Source organism: Winogradskyella pulchriflava (assembly GCF_042434315.1).
GTDB classification, from domain to species: domain Bacteria; phylum Bacteroidota; class Bacteroidia; order Flavobacteriales; family Flavobacteriaceae; genus Winogradskyella; species Winogradskyella pulchriflava.
In genome coordinates, this window is sequence record NZ_JBHLTQ010000005.1 from 69,770 (window position 1) to 87,020 (window position 17,251).

General features: G+C 32.8%; 17 protein-coding genes. 11 read left to right on the forward strand and 6 right to left on the reverse strand.

Annotation, left to right across the window (positions count from 1 at the left end):
- Positions 1-131: 131 nt before the first annotated feature.
- The 5 genes from rlmD to ACFFGA_RS09845 all read left to right on the forward strand — a co-directional run bounded on the left by rlmD (position 132) and on the right by ACFFGA_RS09845 (position 3,995).
- Positions 132-1,586: a 23S rRNA (uracil(1939)-C(5))-methyltransferase RlmD gene (gene rlmD / locus ACFFGA_RS09825; RefSeq protein WP_386063194.1), complete on the forward strand. Its 1,455-nt coding sequence runs from the start codon at positions 132-134 to the stop codon at positions 1,584-1,586.
- A gap of 39 nt (positions 1,587-1,625) precedes the next feature.
- Positions 1,626-1,988 carry a four helix bundle protein gene (locus tag ACFFGA_RS09830; protein WP_386063197.1) on the forward strand — a complete coding sequence of 121 codons (363 nt, stop codon included), beginning with the start codon at positions 1,626-1,628 and terminating at the stop codon, positions 1,986-1,988.
- A gap of 18 nt (positions 1,989-2,006) precedes the next feature.
- Positions 2,007-2,624 (forward strand): DUF6452 family protein, encoded by a 618-nt coding sequence (locus tag ACFFGA_RS09835; RefSeq protein ID WP_386063200.1) that lies wholly within the window; start codon positions 2,007-2,009, stop codon positions 2,622-2,624.
- Positions 2,590-3,348 (forward strand): DUF6048 family protein, encoded by a 759-nt coding sequence (locus ACFFGA_RS09840; protein ID WP_386063203.1) that lies wholly within the window; start codon positions 2,590-2,592, stop codon positions 3,346-3,348. The genes ACFFGA_RS09835 and ACFFGA_RS09840 overlap by 35 nt, the downstream gene beginning before the upstream one ends.
- Before the next feature lie 122 nt (positions 3,349-3,470).
- The gene (locus ACFFGA_RS09845; RefSeq protein ID WP_386063206.1) at positions 3,471-3,995 is read left to right on the forward strand and encodes a DinB family protein; all 525 of its coding nucleotides are present in this window, start codon (positions 3,471-3,473) and stop codon (positions 3,993-3,995) included.
- Positions 3,996-4,092: 97 nt separating this feature from the next.
- On the opposite strand, the gene ACFFGA_RS09850 is transcribed toward ACFFGA_RS09845, so the two are convergent.
- Both ACFFGA_RS09850 and ACFFGA_RS09855 read right to left on the reverse strand, forming a co-directional pair.
- Positions 4,093-5,046, reverse strand: a complete 954-nt coding sequence (locus tag ACFFGA_RS09850) for a phosphoribosylaminoimidazolesuccinocarboxamide synthase (RefSeq protein ID WP_386063208.1) — start codon at positions 5,044-5,046, stop codon at positions 4,093-4,095.
- A 109-nt stretch (positions 5,047-5,155) separates the two neighbouring features.
- The gene (locus tag ACFFGA_RS09855; RefSeq protein ID WP_386063211.1) at positions 5,156-6,109 is read right to left on the reverse strand and encodes a PhoH family protein; all 954 of its coding nucleotides are present in this window, start codon (positions 6,107-6,109) and stop codon (positions 5,156-5,158) included.
- 109 nt (positions 6,110-6,218) lie between these two features.
- Here ACFFGA_RS09855 and ACFFGA_RS09860 point away from each other — a divergent pair, with 109 nt between their 5' ends.
- The 6 genes from ACFFGA_RS09860 (at position 6,219) to dnaN (ending at position 11,670) form a co-directional block, all read left to right on the forward strand.
- The gene (locus ACFFGA_RS09860; RefSeq protein ID WP_386063214.1) at positions 6,219-7,070 is read left to right on the forward strand and encodes an SAM hydrolase/SAM-dependent halogenase family protein; all 852 of its coding nucleotides are present in this window, start codon (positions 6,219-6,221) and stop codon (positions 7,068-7,070) included.
- Between the two features lie 103 nt (positions 7,071-7,173).
- Entirely contained in the window at positions 7,174-7,470 is a 297-nt protein-coding gene (locus ACFFGA_RS09865; protein WP_386063221.1) for a putative quinol monooxygenase, read from the forward strand.
- Positions 7,471-7,541: 71 nt separating this feature from the next.
- Complete coding sequence (gene gldF / locus ACFFGA_RS09870) at positions 7,542-8,264, forward strand: gliding motility-associated ABC transporter permease subunit GldF (protein ID WP_386063224.1); 723 nt, start codon at positions 7,542-7,544, stop codon at positions 8,262-8,264.
- A 2-nt stretch (positions 8,265-8,266) separates the two neighbouring features.
- Positions 8,267-8,764 carry a hypothetical protein gene (locus ACFFGA_RS09875; RefSeq protein WP_386063226.1) on the forward strand — a complete coding sequence of 166 codons (498 nt, stop codon included), beginning with the start codon at positions 8,267-8,269 and terminating at the stop codon, positions 8,762-8,764.
- Complete coding sequence (gene gldG / locus ACFFGA_RS09880) at positions 8,751-10,418, forward strand: gliding motility-associated ABC transporter substrate-binding protein GldG (protein ID WP_386063229.1); 1,668 nt, start codon at positions 8,751-8,753, stop codon at positions 10,416-10,418. Before ACFFGA_RS09875 ends, gldG begins: the two co-directional genes overlap by 14 nt.
- Positions 10,419-10,551: 133 nt before the next feature.
- The gene (dnaN, locus tag ACFFGA_RS09885) at positions 10,552-11,670 is read left to right on the forward strand and encodes a DNA polymerase III subunit beta (RefSeq protein ID WP_386063231.1); all 1,119 of its coding nucleotides are present in this window, start codon (positions 10,552-10,554) and stop codon (positions 11,668-11,670) included.
- Positions 11,671-11,793: 123 nt separating this feature from the next.
- Here dnaN and ACFFGA_RS09890 read toward each other — a convergent pair whose 3' ends face one another.
- The 4 genes from ACFFGA_RS09890 to ACFFGA_RS09905 form a co-directional block, all read right to left on the reverse strand.
- Positions 11,794-12,336, reverse strand: a complete 543-nt coding sequence (locus ACFFGA_RS09890) for a hypothetical protein (protein ID WP_386063234.1) — start codon at positions 12,334-12,336, stop codon at positions 11,794-11,796.
- Between the two features lie 75 nt (positions 12,337-12,411).
- A complete protein-coding gene (locus ACFFGA_RS09895) occupies positions 12,412-14,943 on the reverse strand; it encodes a T9SS type A sorting domain-containing protein (RefSeq protein ID WP_386063236.1) in 2,532 nt (843 codons plus the stop codon).
- Positions 14,944-15,128: 185 nt separating this feature from the next.
- Complete coding sequence (locus tag ACFFGA_RS09900) at positions 15,129-16,352, reverse strand: hypothetical protein (RefSeq protein ID WP_386063239.1); 1,224 nt, start codon at positions 16,350-16,352, stop codon at positions 15,129-15,131.
- 143 nt (positions 16,353-16,495) lie between these two features.
- Positions 16,496-17,248, reverse strand: coding sequence for a LytR/AlgR family response regulator transcription factor (locus ACFFGA_RS09905; RefSeq protein WP_386063242.1), 753 nt, complete (start codon positions 17,246-17,248; stop codon positions 16,496-16,498).
- Between the last annotated feature and the right edge of the window lie 3 nt (positions 17,249-17,251).

The following is a 17,251-nucleotide window of genomic DNA, read 5'->3' on the forward strand; positions in this document are numbered from 1 at the left end:
TCTAAAGACGTAGAATATTAAAAAAGGTTCAAAAAAAATTAAATCAATTAAAGATAACCTAAATTATACTGTTGTTTTTCGGCTTACGTATTTATAAAATAAAGATATCTTTGCACTCTAATTTTTCATAAATGCCAAGAAGAGAACGTAACCCATTTGTAAAACGAGGCCAAGTAATAGACATCTTAATTGAAGATTATGCTTTTGGCGGAAAAGGCATTGGCCGTATTCGTAATGAACATGGCGAGTTTGTGGTTTTCGTTCCAAATACACTACCAGGACAATTGGTTAAAGCACAGGTAAAAAAATCGAGTAAAAAGTATGCTGAATGTAAGCTTTTTGAAGTTTTAAAACCTTCGGAAGATGAAGTGGATATGCCTTATCAAGATATTCCTGGTGCACCATACATGCAGTTGCCTATTGAAAAACAACATCAATATAAAAAGGAGAGTACTTTAGAGTTGTTTAAACGAATCGGTAAAGTTTCAGACATTGAAGCAAAGTTCGATGAATTTGTAAAGTCACCAAACACATTTCATTACAGAAATAAAATGGAGTATGGCTTTTCTGCTATTGGTTATAATCGTGAATTAAAAACCGATGTTGATGAGTTTACTTTAGGATTTAAAAAGCGTGGTACTTGGTGGTGTGGAGATAATTTAAATAGTGATTCTGGCTTATTTGATGCTGAGTTTGAAAATCACCTCAAAGACATTAAAAATTATTGTGAAGCTACTGGATTAGCACCTTGGCACGCACCAAAAAAGGAAGGTTTCTTTCGTTATTTTGTGGTTAGAAAATCGTATAAAACCAATCAGTTGTTATTCAATTTAGTTACAACGTCTTATGATCTACCTGAGTTTGATTTAGATAAATTTGCGAACTATTTGGTAGAACTGTTTGGCGATCGTGTTGCAGGACTTCTACATACAATAAATGATGAAATTGGAGACAGAACCATAGCTACAACAGGAAGTATTAACTTGGTTTATGGAGAAGATAAAATTGTTGAAGAACTTCTCAATTTAAATTTTGAAATTAGCATGAAAAGCTTTTTTCAAACCAATCCTAAATGTGCTGAAAAATTATATTCAAAAGTTGTTGATTACGCATTAGAAAACAAAGCAGCCATTGATAACACTGTAGTTTTAGATTTGTTTTGTGGCACAGGAACTATTGGACAAATCATTGCTAGCAAAGCCAATAACACCAAAATTGTTGGTGTAGATATTGTGGCATCTGCTATTGAGGATGCAAAAGAAAATGCTAAGAGAAATAATATTGAAGGACTAAAGTTCTATGCTGCTGATGTTGGTAAATTTTTAAATGAACATCCAAAATATACCAATAAAATTAGAACGATTATTCTAGATCCAGCACGTGCTGGCATTGCCCCCAAAACTCTTAAAAAAATAATAAACCTAAATGCAGAACGTTTGGTTTATGTATCTTGTAATCCGGCAACACAAGCCAGAGACACAGAGCAATTAATGCAAGCTGGTTACGAGATTAAAAAACTAAGTTTAGTGGACCAATTTCCGCATACAGCACATATTGAAACTGTTGTTTTATTTGAGAAACGTTAATTTGTTGATGTGTTGATTTGTTGATTTGTTGATACGAAAATGAAGATTTACTCCTTTGAAAAATTAGACGTTTGGCAAGAATCTATTGTTCTTGTAAAATTAATATATACGCTTACTGATACGTTTCCATCAGAAGAAAAATTTGGATTAACAAGTCAATTACGAAGAGCTTCTATTTCTATTTCATCAAATTTAGCTGAAGGCACTTCAAGAAAAACACAAAAAGACAAAGCCCATTTTACAACGATTTCATTTAGTTCTGCAATGGAAGTTTTAAATCAGTTGATTATTGGTAAGGATTTAGGTTTTATATCTGAGAATGATTATATATTAGCACGACAAAAAATTGAAAAGATAACCAACATGTTAAATGCATTGCGCAATTATCAACTAAACAAATAAACGAATCAACAATATTCTATGAGATTATTATTGAAAACAAAATACTATACCTTCCTCATATTAGGCTTAATAGTTCTTGTTACATTACAAAATTGCGAGCGCGATGACATCTGTGCAGAAAGCACAACTACAACATCAAGGCTAATAATTGAATTTTACGATACTGACAATCCTGAGGAATTAAAGAGTGTCCCTAATCTTACGGTTTATGGTGAAGGTTTAATTACAGATGAAAATGGATCAATAATCGAGCCGACAGAAGCATCAGATAAAATTATAACAAGACATGATGATGATGACGCATATGTATTTAATATAACTAGTAATAAGATTGCATTACCATTAAGAATCAACGATGACTTAGGTAACGATTTTGTAATCTCTCGTTTTGTATTAGAAAAAGACACTGATCTACGCTTAGATGATGATGGCACTACTGATTCTAGCACTGACATCATAGAAATAACATACAACACAGAATTTGAATACGTCTCAAGAGCTTGTGGTTATAAAAGCATTTTTGAGCTTTTGAATATAACTTTAGATACAGGTGGAGATACATGGATTGATAATATAGAAATAGTTGAAACAACAATTAATAATGAAAACACAGTACATGTTAACATCTTCCATTAGAAGTATTGTTGTATTGCTGTTGTTTTCTACAATGGTATTTGCACAACAAGAAAAGAAAACCGTAAAGGACACCTTAGTCTATAAGCAAAAATATGGACTGAGATTAGGTGCTGACCTTAGCAAATTAGCTCGCACTTTTTTTGATGACAACTATACAGGTCTAGAGCTTATGGGAGATTATCGTCTTACCAAAAAAATGTACCTAGCTGGCGAAATTGGTAATGAAGAACGTACCATTGAAAACGAAGTGTTAAGCAATACCACAAAAGGTAGTTATTTTAAAGGTGGTGTAGATATTAACTTATATACAAACTGGCTAGACATGCAAAACATGATTTATACCGGTTTTAGAGTCGGAGCAAGCACCTTTAGTCAAACCCGAAATAATTATGTTATTTACGATTTCTATAATCAATATTGGGGCGAACAATTTACAGTAAATGAAAGTGAAGAATTTAAAGGTTTAACTGCTATTTGGGTCGAAATACAAATAGGTATAAAAGCAGAATTATTCAATAATTTCTTTGCTGGTATTAATGCACAACTCAAAGGTTTAATTACCGAAACTGAGCCTGATAATTATGAAAATCTTTACATACCAGGCTTCAACAGAACGTTTGATAGCGGTAGGTTTGGTGTAGGTTTTGGATTTAATGTCTCTTACATGGTTCCAATATTTAAAAAGGATAAAATTGTTGTCCAGGATAAAGAAGCTGAAGAGTGATTAGTGATTAGTGATTAGTGATTAGTGATTAGTGATTAGTGATTAGTGAAACTAATAAACATATCCACAAATAAACGTACAATCATATTTTTTCCTATCTTTTCTTTATCATTAAAAACCCTATGGATAAAGAAACAATTGCTGACTTAATAGAAGCCAAACATGCTGAATTAATATCTTGGTTAGAAAAACAACCAGATGACGCTTGGACACAAGGTCCTGAAGGCAAATGGACACAAGGACAACAAGCTTTACACTTACTACAAAGCATAAAACCGCTGAATGATGCCTTAAGTATGCCTAAGTTTTTATTGCGTTTTAAATTTGGAAAAGCCAACAGACCAGTCAGAGATTACGATACTACAGTCAAACGTTATCAAGAACGGTTATTGGATGCCAAAGGCAAAACATTTAAAGGCTCTCAAAACATGAAAGTACCGACTTTGGCCGACAAGCACTACATTTTAAACCGACTTCAAACGGAAAGCAAAAAACTACAATACAAAACCAAAAAAATCAGTGATACTAATTTAGACACGGTAATACTACCACATCCATTAATGGGAAAAATGCCTGTACGCGAAATTATTATGTGGACTGCACACCATGTGGAGCATCATACTAAGATTTTAAAAGGAAAATATTAAGGGATGTCATTCTAAACTTGTTTCAGAATCTGAATAATTAAAAAAATATGAGGTGCTGAAATAAATTCAGCATGACAACAACTCAACGTATAAACGATTAAACGTTTTCTAAATACCCTAAAACATTAACCTCTATCCTATTCTGAATATCAGACACATCAGCTTTTACAAAAGTCTCACCTGTGATATTTTCATAAAGCTCAATGTAACGCTCACTAACGGTTTCTATATATGCATCACTCATAAAAGGAACTGTTTGCCCTTCTAATCCTTGAAACCCATTGCTTATTAACCATTGACGCACAAATTCCTTAGAGAGTTGCTTCTGCGCTTCTCCTCTATCTTGACGTTCTTGGTAACCATCTGCATAGAAATAACGCGAAGAATCTGGTGTATGGATTTCATCAATCAATACAATTTTACCGTCTTTTGTTTTTCCAAATTCGTATTTGGTATCCACTAAAATCAGTCCACGCTTTGCTGCAATTTCTGTTCCGCGTTGAAACAACTTTCTAGTGTAGTCTTCAAGAATAACGTAATCTTCTTCAGTAACAATACCACGTTTCAAAATATCTTCTCGAGAAATATCCTCGTCATGGTCACCCATTTCAGCTTTAGTTGCTGGAGTTATAATCGGTTGCGGAAACTTGTCATTTTCCTTCATACCTTCTGGCATTGCAACTCCACAAAGCATGCGTTTACCTGCCTTATACTCACGAGCAGCATGACCAGACATGTAACCTCTTATCACCATTTCAACTTTAAATGGTTCGCATAAATGACCAACGGCAACATTAGGATCTGGTGTAGCCACCAACCAATTTGGTACCAAATCTTCAGTTTCTTTCATCATCTTTGTCGCTATCTGATTCAAGATTTGCCCTTTGTATGGAATTCCTTTAGGCATTACTACATCAAAAGCACTTAAACGGTCAGTAGCAACCATTACTAATTGCTCATCGTTGATGTTATAAACTTCTCTTACCTTTCCTTTGTAAACACTTTTCTGATTTGGAAAATTGAAATTGGTATCTATAATTGTGTTACTCATTATTTAATGTAATGTCATTACGAGTCGCTATGCGACGTAGTAATCTGTATATTTTTTGATTTAATTTAAAAAGATTGCCACGCTTTGCTCGCAATGACAGTTCAATTTTTTAATCACGATTCTCAATACTCTTATAAGCTGCTATAACTTTCTTAACTAATTTATGACGGATAACGTCCTTATCATCTAGATAAATCATCCCGATGCCTTCTATATTCTTTAAAACCAGTAAAGCTTCTTTTAATCCAGAAATGGTACGACGTGGTAAATCCACCTGTCCAGGATCTCCAGTTAACAGAAACTTTGCGTTTTTACCCATACGTGTTAAGAACATCTTCATCTGCGCGTGTGTGGTGTTCTGTCCTTCGTCCAAAATCACAAAGGCATTATCTAAAGTACGACCACGCATAAAGGCTAAAGGTGCAATTTGTATCACACCCTTTTCTATATAGCTCTCAAGCTTTTCGGCAGGAATCATATCGCGCAACGCATCGTATAACGGTTGCATGTATGGATCTAATTTTTCTTTTAAATCACCAGGAAGAAATCCTAAATTTTCACCAGCTTCAACAGCAGGTCGTGTTAAAATGATTCGCTTAACTTCCTTATTTTTTAAAGCTTGTACTGCCAAAGCAACACCTGTATAGGTTTTACCTGTTCCTGCAGGACCAATAGCAAAAACCATATCGTTTTTACGAATACTTTCTACCAATTTTCTTTGGTTTACAGTTTGTGCTTTTATAAGCTTACCACCAACACCATGTACAATAACTTCACCACTCTTTTCAGAGGTTGTGTAATCGTCACTACTTTGGCTTGTTAAAACCCGCTCAATAACATTTTCATCAAGTTTGTTGTATTTACCAAAATGCTTCATGAGCATGGTCATTCTATGGTCAAATTCTTCGAGTAAATCTTCATCGCCATAGGCCTTTAATTTATTGCCTCTAGCTACAATTTTTAGTTTGGGAAAATACTTTTTAAGAAGTTCAATATTTGCATTTTGCGGACCGAAGAATTCTTTTGGAGTAATTTCTTCGAGTTCTAGTATAAGTTCGTTCAAAAGCGTGCTTTTTTTAATGTATTAATCTGATTTCTTTTCTTAGTTTTGTGTAACCCAAAATTAACGATTTTACAATCACAATTTTTAAAAAAATATCAACAATCAATCCATGGCAATAATCACTTTAACGACTGATTTTGGAGAAAAAGATCACTTTGCTGGTGCTATAAAAGGTGCAATTTATAGTGAACTTTCTGATGTAAAAATTGTAGATATTTCACATTCTATTTCCCCTTTTAATATTTCGGAAGCCGCTTATATTATTCAAAATGCATACAGTAGTTTTCCAAAAGGCACCATTCATATTATAGGAATTGATTCTGAGTTAAGCCCTGAAAATAAGCATATTGCGGTTAAGTTAGACGACCATTACTTTATATGCGCCAACAATGGTATAATGAGTATGATTTCTTCAGAAATTGCTCCAGAAAAAATTGTTGAAATAAACATTCATGACAAAATAGAAACAAGTTTTCCTGTACTTGATGTTTTTGTGAAGGTCGCTTGCCATATTGCTAGAGGAGGTACGCTTGAGGTCATAGGAAAAGTTATTAACACCATAAAACCGATTAAAAATTTAATTCCGTTTGTTAATGACGAACAAAACCAAATTATTGGTACTGTCATCTACATTGATAATTATGGGAATGTTGTAACGAATATAAAACGAAAGTTTTTTGAAAATATTCAAAAGACGAGAGACTATGAAATCTCAGCGCGAAATCATAAGTTTAAGACCATATACCAAAAGTACAGCGATATAATAAATTTTGAAATTGAGGAGTCTAAGCGAAACGATGAAGGCAAAGGTCTCGTAGTTTTTAATTCATCCGGATATTTAGAAATAGCGGTTTATAAAAGCAACAGTACAACCGTTGGTAGTGCCTCTACTTTAATGGGTTTAAAAAATATGGATACAGTAACGGTTAACTTTAAAAGCCCATCCTCAATCCTTCCCTGAGGGAAGGAAGCCACGATGACGCAAAAAAAGATATATAAATAATTTCACAACAGTGAGAAAGTCCTTTCCTTTGGAAAGGATTTAGGAAAGGCTATTTATTGATATGTTAGTAAGAATTGTAAAAATGAGTTTTGAACCGTCTAAGATTGAAGAATTCTTAGCTAATTTTGAAACCGTTAAAACAAAAATTAGAAGTTTTGAAGGTTGTAATTTTTTAGAATTATATCGCGACCAGAACAATACCAACATCTTTTTTACGTATAGTTATTGGAACGCTGAGGAGGATTTGGAAAATTATAGACATTCTGAACTATTTAAAAGTGTTTGGTCCAAAACAAAACCGTTGTTTAATGCAAAGCCCGAAGCTTGGAGTGTGGATAAGATCGCTTCGCTTAAGTAATGAGTAAATTTAAAAATTATTGAACACTAGGCACTAGACACTGAACACTAAATACTGAATACTAAAAATTAATGTTAGCAATCCTTAAAAAAGAAATAAACACCTTCTTCGCCTCGCCAATCGGTTATTTGGTTATTGGTGTTTTTCTATTATTAAACGGACTTTTTCTTTGGGTATTTAAAGGGGAATTCAATATTCTAGATAATGGTTTGGCAAGTTTATCTTCGTTTTTCTTATTAGCTCCTTGGATTCTTATTTTTCTTGTACCAGCTGTGACTATGCGTAGTTTTAGCGATGAAAAAAAACAGGGCACTTTAGAATTGTTGGTTACCAAACCTATTTCGCATTTTCAGATTGTGTTGGGCAAGTATTTTGGTGCTTTTGCATTAATTCTTTTGGCATTAATACCAACCCTATTATATGTCTATACAGTATCACAATTAGGAAATCCAGAAGGCAATCTAGATATGGGAAGTACTATCGGTTCATATTTTGGATTACTGTTTTTAATTGCTGCCTATACTGCAATTGGTGTGTTTGCCTCTACCCTTTCAGACAATCAAATTGTAGCTTTTATTATTGCAGTTTTTATTTCCTTTTTCTTCTATTTTGGTTTTGAAGGTTTATCTAATTACAACCTATTTGGCAATATGGTGTATATGGAAAATTTAGGTATGTCTGCACATTACAATAGTATGAGTCGTGGAGTTATTGACACTAGAGACCTAGTCTATTTTATAAGTATTACGGTAGCATTTTTAATATTCACAAAACTGAGAATCAAAAAACAATAACAATGATTATTACTCCCTTTTTAGTCATTTTTATGATTGTAGTTTTTGTACTACTATTTTTGTTTTTAAATACGGTTGATAAGCGCAAATGGCTATCTGCATTAATAGCATTAATACTGACACCTTTTGTCTATTTTTATATGTTTTACCCTTTTGTAAATATCATTAGCAACTACCATCACCAAAAGTATTTTGATAGTGAAGCATGGACTGAAAAACCTGCATTACGTTACGAAATGATTGACAATACTATAGCGTCTGACACGTTAATTGGTGCCTCAAAAGAAGACATTACAGCTTTACTTGGTAAATATGAATGGCTCAGTTGGAATGACACCACCAAATCCCATGACAATGATAAATGGAATTATGGGCTTGGTATTGAGCCTGGTGCCTTTAATAGTGAAAAAGAATGCGTTGAGATTATATTTAAAAATGACAAGGTAATAGCATTAAATCGTTACCAACAAGAAATAAAATACGAGAATGAAAACCAATAAATCATTAATTTACATACTCGCTGTTTTAATTGGATTAATAGTTGTCAATACCATTTCTAATAGAGCCTATGGTCGTTTTGACCTAACAAAAGATAAGCGCTACACACTTTCTGAAGCTTCAAAAAGTCTGATTCAAGATTTAGATTCACCTTTAATAATTGATGTCTTTTTAGAAGGTGAATTTCCTTCAGAGTTTAGAATACTTCAAACTGAAGTTAGACAGATTATTGAAGAATTTCAATTAGAAACCAACAATATAAGAGTTAATTATATCAATCCTATTGAGGATGAATCTACACGACAACGCCATATTGAAGAGTTGACCAAATCTGGATTAGAACCTTACATCAACACCGATAACAGTACTGGTAAAGTAACGCAAGAAATTATATTTCCGTGGGCTTTTGCAAGCTATAAAGAGAAGACGGTTAAAATCCCGCTACTAAAACGAAGTATTACTCAAGGATTACCAGAACAAATTAACAATTCTGTACAAGCCTTGGAATATGCTTTTGCAGATGGCTTTAGTAAATTAGTAAAATCTAAGTCGAAGAAAATAGCCATCTTAAAAGGAAACGGAGAACTTGGTGATGTTTTCATTGCCGATTTTTTAAAAACCATACAACCATATTATAATATTGCCCCTTTTACTTTAGACAGTGTAGCATCAAATCCACTAGGAACACTCGATAATTTAAAACAATACGATTTAATCGTTGCTGCAAAACCAAGCGAAGCATTTACTGAAAATGAAAAACTTGTTTTAGATCAATATACCATGCATGGCGGTAAAAGCTTATGGTTAACGGAATCTGTTATTATGGATAAGGACAGTCTTTATAACGCTTCTAATTCTGGTGTATCTATTTTACGAGATTTAAATCTTAATGATTTCTTTTTTAAATACGGAGTACGTGTCAACCCAAGTTTAGTAAAAGACCTCTACTCTGCACCTATTATGTTGGCTATTGGAGAAGGAAGTCAAGCACAATTACAGCCTGTACAATGGCAATACTCACCTTTGGCTGCGTCTAACCCAAATCATCCAATTACAAAGAATTTAAACTTGGTAAAATTTGATTTTGCCAGCCCTATGGATACCTTAAAAAACAAGATAAAAAAAACCATATTGCTGCAAAGTTCTCTACAGTCAAAGCTAGAAGGAGTTCCTACAAGTATTTCTTTAGCTGATGTTACTAAAGAAGTGGATGAAACTACTTTTAATTCAGGACCTCAAAACTTAGCAGTATTGCTTCAAGGAGAATTTACATCGGTCTATGATAAGCGCGTATTACCATTTAATGTTAAGGATTTTAAATCTACAAGTACAGAAACTAAAATGGTGGTCATTTCTGATGGTGATATCATAAAAAATGAAGTCATTAGAAACAGACCTCAAGAATTAGGTTTTGACCAGATTACAGGAAAAAGTTTTGGCAATAAAGAATTTCTACTTAATACCATAAATTACTTGCTTGATGACACTGGACTTATAAACATTAGAGCAAAAGAAATCAGTATTGCTTACTTAGATTCTGATAAAATTAAAGAAAGTAAAGGCAAATGGCAGTTAATTAATATTGCTTTGCCATTACTGCTTTTAGCCTTATTTGGGTTTGTTTTTAATTATTTGAGGAAACGGAAATATACATGATTAAGTTCATTACATTGGGTTAAGACGTTCCCGCTTTAGAAACAATTTTTTGTTAATAAGTTTGTTTTAGAAAACCCTTCTATTAGGATATATTTGTAAGACTAATTTAAAGTAAAAAACATATATACTAAACATGAAATTTATTGTTTCAAGCACATACTTATTAAAGCAACTTCAAGTTTTAGGAGGTGTTATTAATAACAGTAATACATTGCCTATTTTAGATAATTTCCTATTTGAGCTTAGTAATTCAAAATTAACGGTTTCTGCTAGTGATTTAGAAACTACAATGTCTTCTACAATTGATGTAGAGAGTGATTCTGAAGGAAGTATTGCTTTACCAGCACGTTTGTTATTAGATACTTTAAAAACATTTCCTGAGCAACCTTTAACTTTTGTTGTTGAAGAAAACAATACTGTAGAAATAAGTTCTAACCATGGTAAATATGCCTTAGCTTATGCTGATGGTGCAGAATTCCCTAATGCTGTATCTGTTGAAGATGCTAGCAAAACAACAATCATGGGAGATATCTTAGCTACTGCAATAAGTAAAACCATTTTTGCGGCTGGTAATGATGACTTAAGACCTGTAATGAGTGGTGTTTTCTTTCAGTTTTCTCAAGACAATTTAACCTTTGTAGCAACTGATGCACACAAATTGGTAAAATACACTAGAGATGATGTAAGTGCTACTGAAACAGCTGAGTTTATTATGCCTAAAAAACCTCTAAATCTTTTAAAAGGTATTTTAGCTGGTAGCGATGACGATGTATTAGTAGAATACAATGAGTCTAACGCAAAATTCACCTTTGAGAATTCAGTTTTGATTTGCCGTTTAATTGATGGTAAATACCCTAATTACGAAGCTGTAATTCCTAAAGAAAACCCTAATAAACTGGTTATTGCCAGAAATCAATTTTTGAATTCTGTCCGTCGTGTTAGTATTTTCTCTAACAAGACCACACATCAAATACGATTAAAAATTGCTGGTGCAGAACTAAACATTTCTGCTGAAGATGTAGATTACAGCAACAAAGCAGAAGAACGTTTAACTTGTGATTACCAAGGAGACGATATGCAAATTGGATTTAACTCACGTTTCCTTACTGAAATGATTAACAACTTAAACTCTGATGACGTACAGTTAGAAATGAGTTTACCTAACAGAGCAGGTATCCTAACACCTATCGATGGTTTAGATGAAGGTGAGCATGTAACTATGCTTGTTATGCCTGTTATGCTTAATAATTAATTAAGCTAAAAAATTTGCTATCTCAACAATTGAAAAGGCTCACTGTAATGGTGAGTCTTTTTTTCATATAAAAAGGTTCATCATTTTATGATGAACCTTTAACTTTATATTCTATGCAGAAATCTATTGATCTTCAGAATTTATATTTAAAAACGAACCTACGTAAGTCCCTATAATTTCAGTGCCATCTCCTCTTGTAAAAGAAAACGACAAATTAATAGAATCTACTGTATAATCTATAACAGTAATACTGCCAGAAGTAACTTCAAAATCAGCGTTACTTCCACTTTTATAAAATTGACTGAAACCGTTTTCAAATTCAGAATTAATAACATCTCCATTAACAATAAATTCTAAACTAGAAATATCATCTAAATCATACGTTTCTCCAGGCGAAAGATCAAAATGATTGATTCTTGCTGTAAAATAATCGACATTATTTAGTGTTGTTCCTGAAAAAGAAGCATTAATTTCTGCTTCAGTTTTATTTGTTAAACTTAAAAAAACCGAATTAAATGATGGCTCTACTAATGCTGCTTTCATCTCAAAAGAAGATTCACCAACTTTAATAAAATTGCTTTCTGAAGTATTGGAATCATCATCAGATGAACAAGAAGTTAATACAATAGTAAGCATTACGAGTGTGATTGTTTTTAAATATTTCATAGTTATTGTTTTGAATAGTTTGTTAAAAAAAGCGCCCACATTGTGAGCGCTAGATTAAGTTGATGCTATACCAACTTAGTTTCTAAGAAACTTCTGATTAATAGTTCTTTTAGATGTTTTAATTTGAATCATGTATAATCCTGAAGGTAATACAGATACATCAATACCGTTTGTAGTTTCAATAGCTTGCTTTACAAGCTGACCATTAATGTTGTAAATAGATATGTTTTTAACTTGCTCTGTAGATTTAATAAATAACCTGTCACTTACAGGGTTTGGATATAGTTTTACTGAGTTTGTATCTAAAGAAATATCATCAATTCCTAATGTAGAATTGTACTCGTAAGCTCCTAAATCTATAGTGGTGTTAAAAAATCTTGTATTACCTGCTAAATCTAAATCACCGAATAAAGCTTCATCGTAGTAAGCGTTATCTCCTTGATCAACAATATAATTTGAAGCTGATGTTGGTTTGTATTCGGCATCTAAATTTAAATTATCTGTTGCTGGATCTAAAGTGGTTACGTTTGTTGCACTAAATGTCCCGTAAGTTCCTGCGTTTGATGACACATTTGCAATAGAATTTCTAATAAACACATCGTAATGCTCGTCTAATCCGTCGGAAATATCTCTAGTAGCTGCTGTACCATTAACAGTATTCTGCCAAAAGATAGAATTATTAACATTTAGGTTTACACTTCCATTACCTGATGCCGTTATAGAATTGCCATAAGTACCATTATAATCATTATTAACAAACGTACTATTATTAATTACAACATCTAAAGTGCTTCCGTTATTCCAATCTTCTCTATAAACTTCTAATGCTGAATGATTAATATCGTTATCTGCTACCAAAACATTTGCCCAACGTGTAAAAATATATCCGTTTGTACTATCAGATACTAAGAGAACCAATCCCATATTAACAATGATGTTATTTATAAACTTGGTATTTTCAATAAGTAATCCTTGATTAAATTTTCTAATTTTTAGTAAATACCCATTAGAATAGTTATTTCTAAATACCGAATTTTTAATTTTTAAGTTATTAGCATTTAAATTATTTGGTATAAATATGACACCATTTTCTTCTACGCCTCCAGATTGCGAGGTGTCGTAAATGTTTTCGAAAATTATACCATCAAAAGTGACGTTACTTGTTCTTAATTCAAATAAACGCTCTGCATTATCTGTTTTGTTCGATGAAAAATCTCCATCAATATCATCACCATTAATATCACCAGTAAAAATGGTTGCATTTGTAGTATGAATAGTTGTTAAGTCTCTATCAGCTAAAGTAGTTTCGGTTCCTGCAAAACCTCCAATAATATCCACTTCATCTGTATTAACAGCTATTGGTGTGTTTTTATCTGCTAATGTATAGGTTCCTTTTGCTACCCAAACAGCATCATTTAAATTGGTAAGTGCTAAAGCGTCTGTTACGTTTGTAAAAGCATCTGTCCATGAGCTACCATCGTTGGCGCCTGTTGCATTAGCATCTACATAATACACTGAAGGAATACAATTTTCACTATAACTTGTTTGATTATCTTTAGTCCAACCTACATTATACTGACCGCTATTTGCTGGTGGCGAAAAGCCTGCATCAACTTGAATACAAGTTAAACTTGGATTATTATACGCTTTCATGTAGATGAAATTGCTATTATTTCCGTTGGCTACGTTTAACTCTACCAATTGATTGTTTTGGCAATGAACTTGCTCTAATGTTGAAATGTCACTAACATCTAATATAGTTAATTGATTACTTCCACAATGTAATCTTGTTAGATTAGTGTTGTTACTAACATCAATAGTAGTTAAGTTATTATTAGGAACATCTAAAAGTGTTAAATTTATAAATGCTTCAATACCTGTTAAATCTGCAATACCAATACCGTTCATAATTAACTCTGTAGTCGCTTGCGCTTCTGCCATCGTTATTTCAGAATCTCCATTTAAATTGATATTGTTATCGCTTACTAAAAAGTTTTTAAAATTGGCATCAGGAATGTTTACTACTTGATTAAGAGCAACACAATCGTCGCCATAAACTGCTGAGTTACCTTTAGTCCAACCTTGGCTGTATATTCCGGCATCTGCTGGTGGTGTAAAACCAGCATCTATTTGAATGCATGATAAGCTATTACCATAGGCTTTCATCCAGTTAATATTACTGTTATTACCATTGGCAATGTTTAATTCATATAAAACACCATTATTATGGCATTGTATATCTGTAATTGATGTATTTGCACTAATATCCAACGTTTCAATTTGATTAGAACCACAATGTAAACGTGTTAATGCTAAATTATTACTAACATCTAAAGACGTTAAATTATTATTGTAACAATCTAATCGTGTAATGTTTTCAAAGTATTCAATACCTGTTAAGTCTGAAATTGACAAACCATCAATTAATAATTCTCCTGAAAAAGCCTGTGCTTCTGTAGCCGAAATTTCGCTATCACTATTAGTATTAATAGCTGGATCTCCAACAAGATAAGCTTTAAAATTAGCATCGGGAATGTTTATTTGTGCTTGTATGCTACACCAAGCAGTTGCTATTAAAAAGGTTAATAAGAGTAATGTTTTTTTCATTGTAGTTGAGATTAATATTCAACAACAAAATAACTTCACTTTTAAAGGTTTTCAATTTGCTTTTTTCTGAATAGCTCTAATTTCTTTCTGAATGATTTATGAAGATTATTCTTACACTAAATATTATAAAAAAAGCCTGCTCAAATAAGCAGACTTTAAAAATTATGATTAATAGCGTATATTAATTATTCGCAGTTCATTTTTTGTCCGTAAGGCATTTGACCGTGAATAACACCACCAAATTCTGAGCTACCATAACCGCTACCATTGTACTGTTGCTTTATTAAAAAACCTTGTAAATAGCAGTCGTTATTTTTATTTTTTTCTGTGAATGCGCCTTTAATCCAACGGTATAAAATACGACCTGTGTATTTATTTGTTACAATATTCCAGTCGTTAGATTCTATGTTTAATTTTAGAAGTTTTGCACCATCTTTTGCTATCGTTTTAGAAACGTTTTCTTTAGCAAAACTTACTAATGAAGCTTTACTATTCATGCTACCTGCTTTTGGCATCTTTATAGCATCCATAGTCGATTTTTCAGCAGCATCATAATTTGCTTTTAACGTGGCTTCAAACTCTTTTACAATTGGCTTCGCTTTTTCTAACCACTCTAAATGAAATTGTTGTTCGCCTTTACCTATCACGTTTAAAATAGTAATATCTTTTTCATGCATGTACGATGGTACATTAAATGCGTGTCCGCCTTGGTGCGAAGCTGCGTAAATTACAAATACATCGTCTGCAATTAACATTCCTCTTACTAAAATAGGCATGCCTGTACCAAGCTCTAAAGTTTGCGATCGGTCTGCGCCTACTTTGGTTGTAAACATTCCTGAAACCAACTCGTAACCTATATAACCTTCTGGTGACATTGCGACTAGTTCTGGCGTTGTTAAAAAGCGTAACCACGCATATTCTGGATCTTGTGCAGGAAATAAATCTACATTATCGCCCATGTCTGTCATCTGACGTCTTATCTTTACGCGATCAACACCAACTGCGCTCATACCTTTGGTCATCGCAAAAGGATACGACATGTATAAGAATTCGTCACTTACTGTATTAGCTGGTTTAGGCTTATTAGATTCTGCTTCTTGTTGCTTTTTCTCAAGATATTTTTGATAGTATAAATCTTGTTTCGCCTGGTCGTTTGGGTATTTTTTAGCTAATTCTGCTTTAAATTCTTCATCAGTATATTCTGTTTTTGATGCATTTTGATTAGATGTTGAAGAACTGCTAACCATACCTGAAGCGTTTTCAGATTTTGAAGAAGAACTGCTTGTTTCTTTTTTATCTAACTTCTTCTCTACTGCTGCTTTGGCTTTATTTTTAAGCATTTTACCAAATTGCGCATGCGATGTTGTGTAGCATAAAGCTATAGCTAATAATAGAATTATTTTTTTCATAAGAATCGTGTTTAGTGGACTTCAAAATAAAGCACTTAAGCACTATTCTTAATTTGGTTTTTTCTGAAAATGATGATTTTTTTTCTGAAGGAATTCTAACAAGATTCTTCGCTTTACTCTAAATGACATGATATTCTGAAAAGCTACATAAAGGTTTCCTTAATCACATCTAAAAACTGATCGCGTTTAGATTTTGAAATTGGGATGCGTTTTTGATTATTCATTAGTAAGTAATCGCCATCATCTTTTACCAATTCATCTACATATTTTAAGTTGATTAAATACGAACGATGACATTTAAAAAACATCGCATTACGTTCCAATTGCTCAACAAAGTGCTTTAATGGTTTGCAAATGGTTTTTTGTTTGCCATCTATAAGTTGTACGTTAGTGTACATACCATCGGCTTCAAAATAGACGATATCATTATGCGATGCGAACATGATTCCTTTTGGTATTTCTAAAGCAATTTTATCCATTGAAAGCTGCTTTAACGAGTCGCGTAACTTATTTAATTGGTCGTTTAAATTATTCGCTTTTATGGCTTCTTCGGCTTTTGCAACTGCTTCTTTTAGCTCGTTAGTATCAACTGGTTTTAACAAATAATCTACTGCAGATAATTTGAAGGCTTCAATCGCATATTGGTTGTATGCCGTTACGAAAATGATTTTAAAATCGATCTGATTTGGAAAGTATTCTAAAATGTCCAATCCAGACTGATTTGGCATTTCAATATCTAAAAAGACAACATCTGGTTTACTGGTTTTAATCAAATCGACACCAGATGCTAAATCTTGCGCTTCTTCAATGCTTGTGATGCTTTCACAATGTTCGGTTAGTAAGTTTGATAGTAAATGTCTGGCGCGTTTTTCGTCGTCTATAATTATCGCTTTCATATC

What these genes read in the sequence shown, in the direction of transcription:
- rlmD (WP_386063194.1), top strand. Translation starts at nt 132, where the DNA reads ATGCCAAGAAGAGAACGTAACCCATTTGTAAAACGAGGCCAAGTAATA.
- ACFFGA_RS09830 (WP_386063197.1), top strand. Translation starts at nt 1,626, where the DNA reads ATGAAGATTTACTCCTTTGAAAAATTAGACGTTTGGCAAGAATCTATT.
- ACFFGA_RS09835 (WP_386063200.1), top strand. Translation starts at nt 2,007, where the DNA reads ATGAGATTATTATTGAAAACAAAATACTATACCTTCCTCATATTAGGC.
- ACFFGA_RS09840 (WP_386063203.1), top strand. Translation starts at nt 2,590, where the DNA reads ATGAAAACACAGTACATGTTAACATCTTCCATTAGAAGTATTGTTGTA.
- ACFFGA_RS09845 (WP_386063206.1), top strand. Translation starts at nt 3,471, where the DNA reads ATGGATAAAGAAACAATTGCTGACTTAATAGAAGCCAAACATGCTGAA.
- ACFFGA_RS09850 (WP_386063208.1), bottom strand. Translation starts at nt 5,046, where the DNA reads ATGAGTAACACAATTATAGATACCAATTTCAATTTTCCAAATCAGAAA.
- ACFFGA_RS09860 (WP_386063214.1), top strand. Translation starts at nt 6,219, where the DNA reads ATGGCAATAATCACTTTAACGACTGATTTTGGAGAAAAAGATCACTTT.
- ACFFGA_RS09865 (WP_386063221.1), top strand. Translation starts at nt 7,174, where the DNA reads ATGTTAGTAAGAATTGTAAAAATGAGTTTTGAACCGTCTAAGATTGAA.
- gldF (WP_386063224.1), top strand. Translation starts at nt 7,542, where the DNA reads ATGTTAGCAATCCTTAAAAAAGAAATAAACACCTTCTTCGCCTCGCCA.
- ACFFGA_RS09875 (WP_386063226.1), top strand. Translation starts at nt 8,267, where the DNA reads ATGATTATTACTCCCTTTTTAGTCATTTTTATGATTGTAGTTTTTGTA.
- gldG (WP_386063229.1), top strand. Translation starts at nt 8,751, where the DNA reads ATGAAAACCAATAAATCATTAATTTACATACTCGCTGTTTTAATTGGA.
- dnaN (WP_386063231.1), top strand. Translation starts at nt 10,552, where the DNA reads ATGAAATTTATTGTTTCAAGCACATACTTATTAAAGCAACTTCAAGTT.
- ACFFGA_RS09890 (WP_386063234.1), bottom strand. Translation starts at nt 12,336, where the DNA reads ATGAAATATTTAAAAACAATCACACTCGTAATGCTTACTATTGTATTA.
- ACFFGA_RS09895 (WP_386063236.1), bottom strand. Translation starts at nt 14,943, where the DNA reads ATGAAAAAAACATTACTCTTATTAACCTTTTTAATAGCAACTGCTTGG.
- ACFFGA_RS09900 (WP_386063239.1), bottom strand. Translation starts at nt 16,352, where the DNA reads ATGAAAAAAATAATTCTATTATTAGCTATAGCTTTATGCTACACAACA.
- ACFFGA_RS09905 (WP_386063242.1), bottom strand. Translation starts at nt 17,248, where the DNA reads ATGAAAGCGATAATTATAGACGACGAAAAACGCGCCAGACATTTACTA.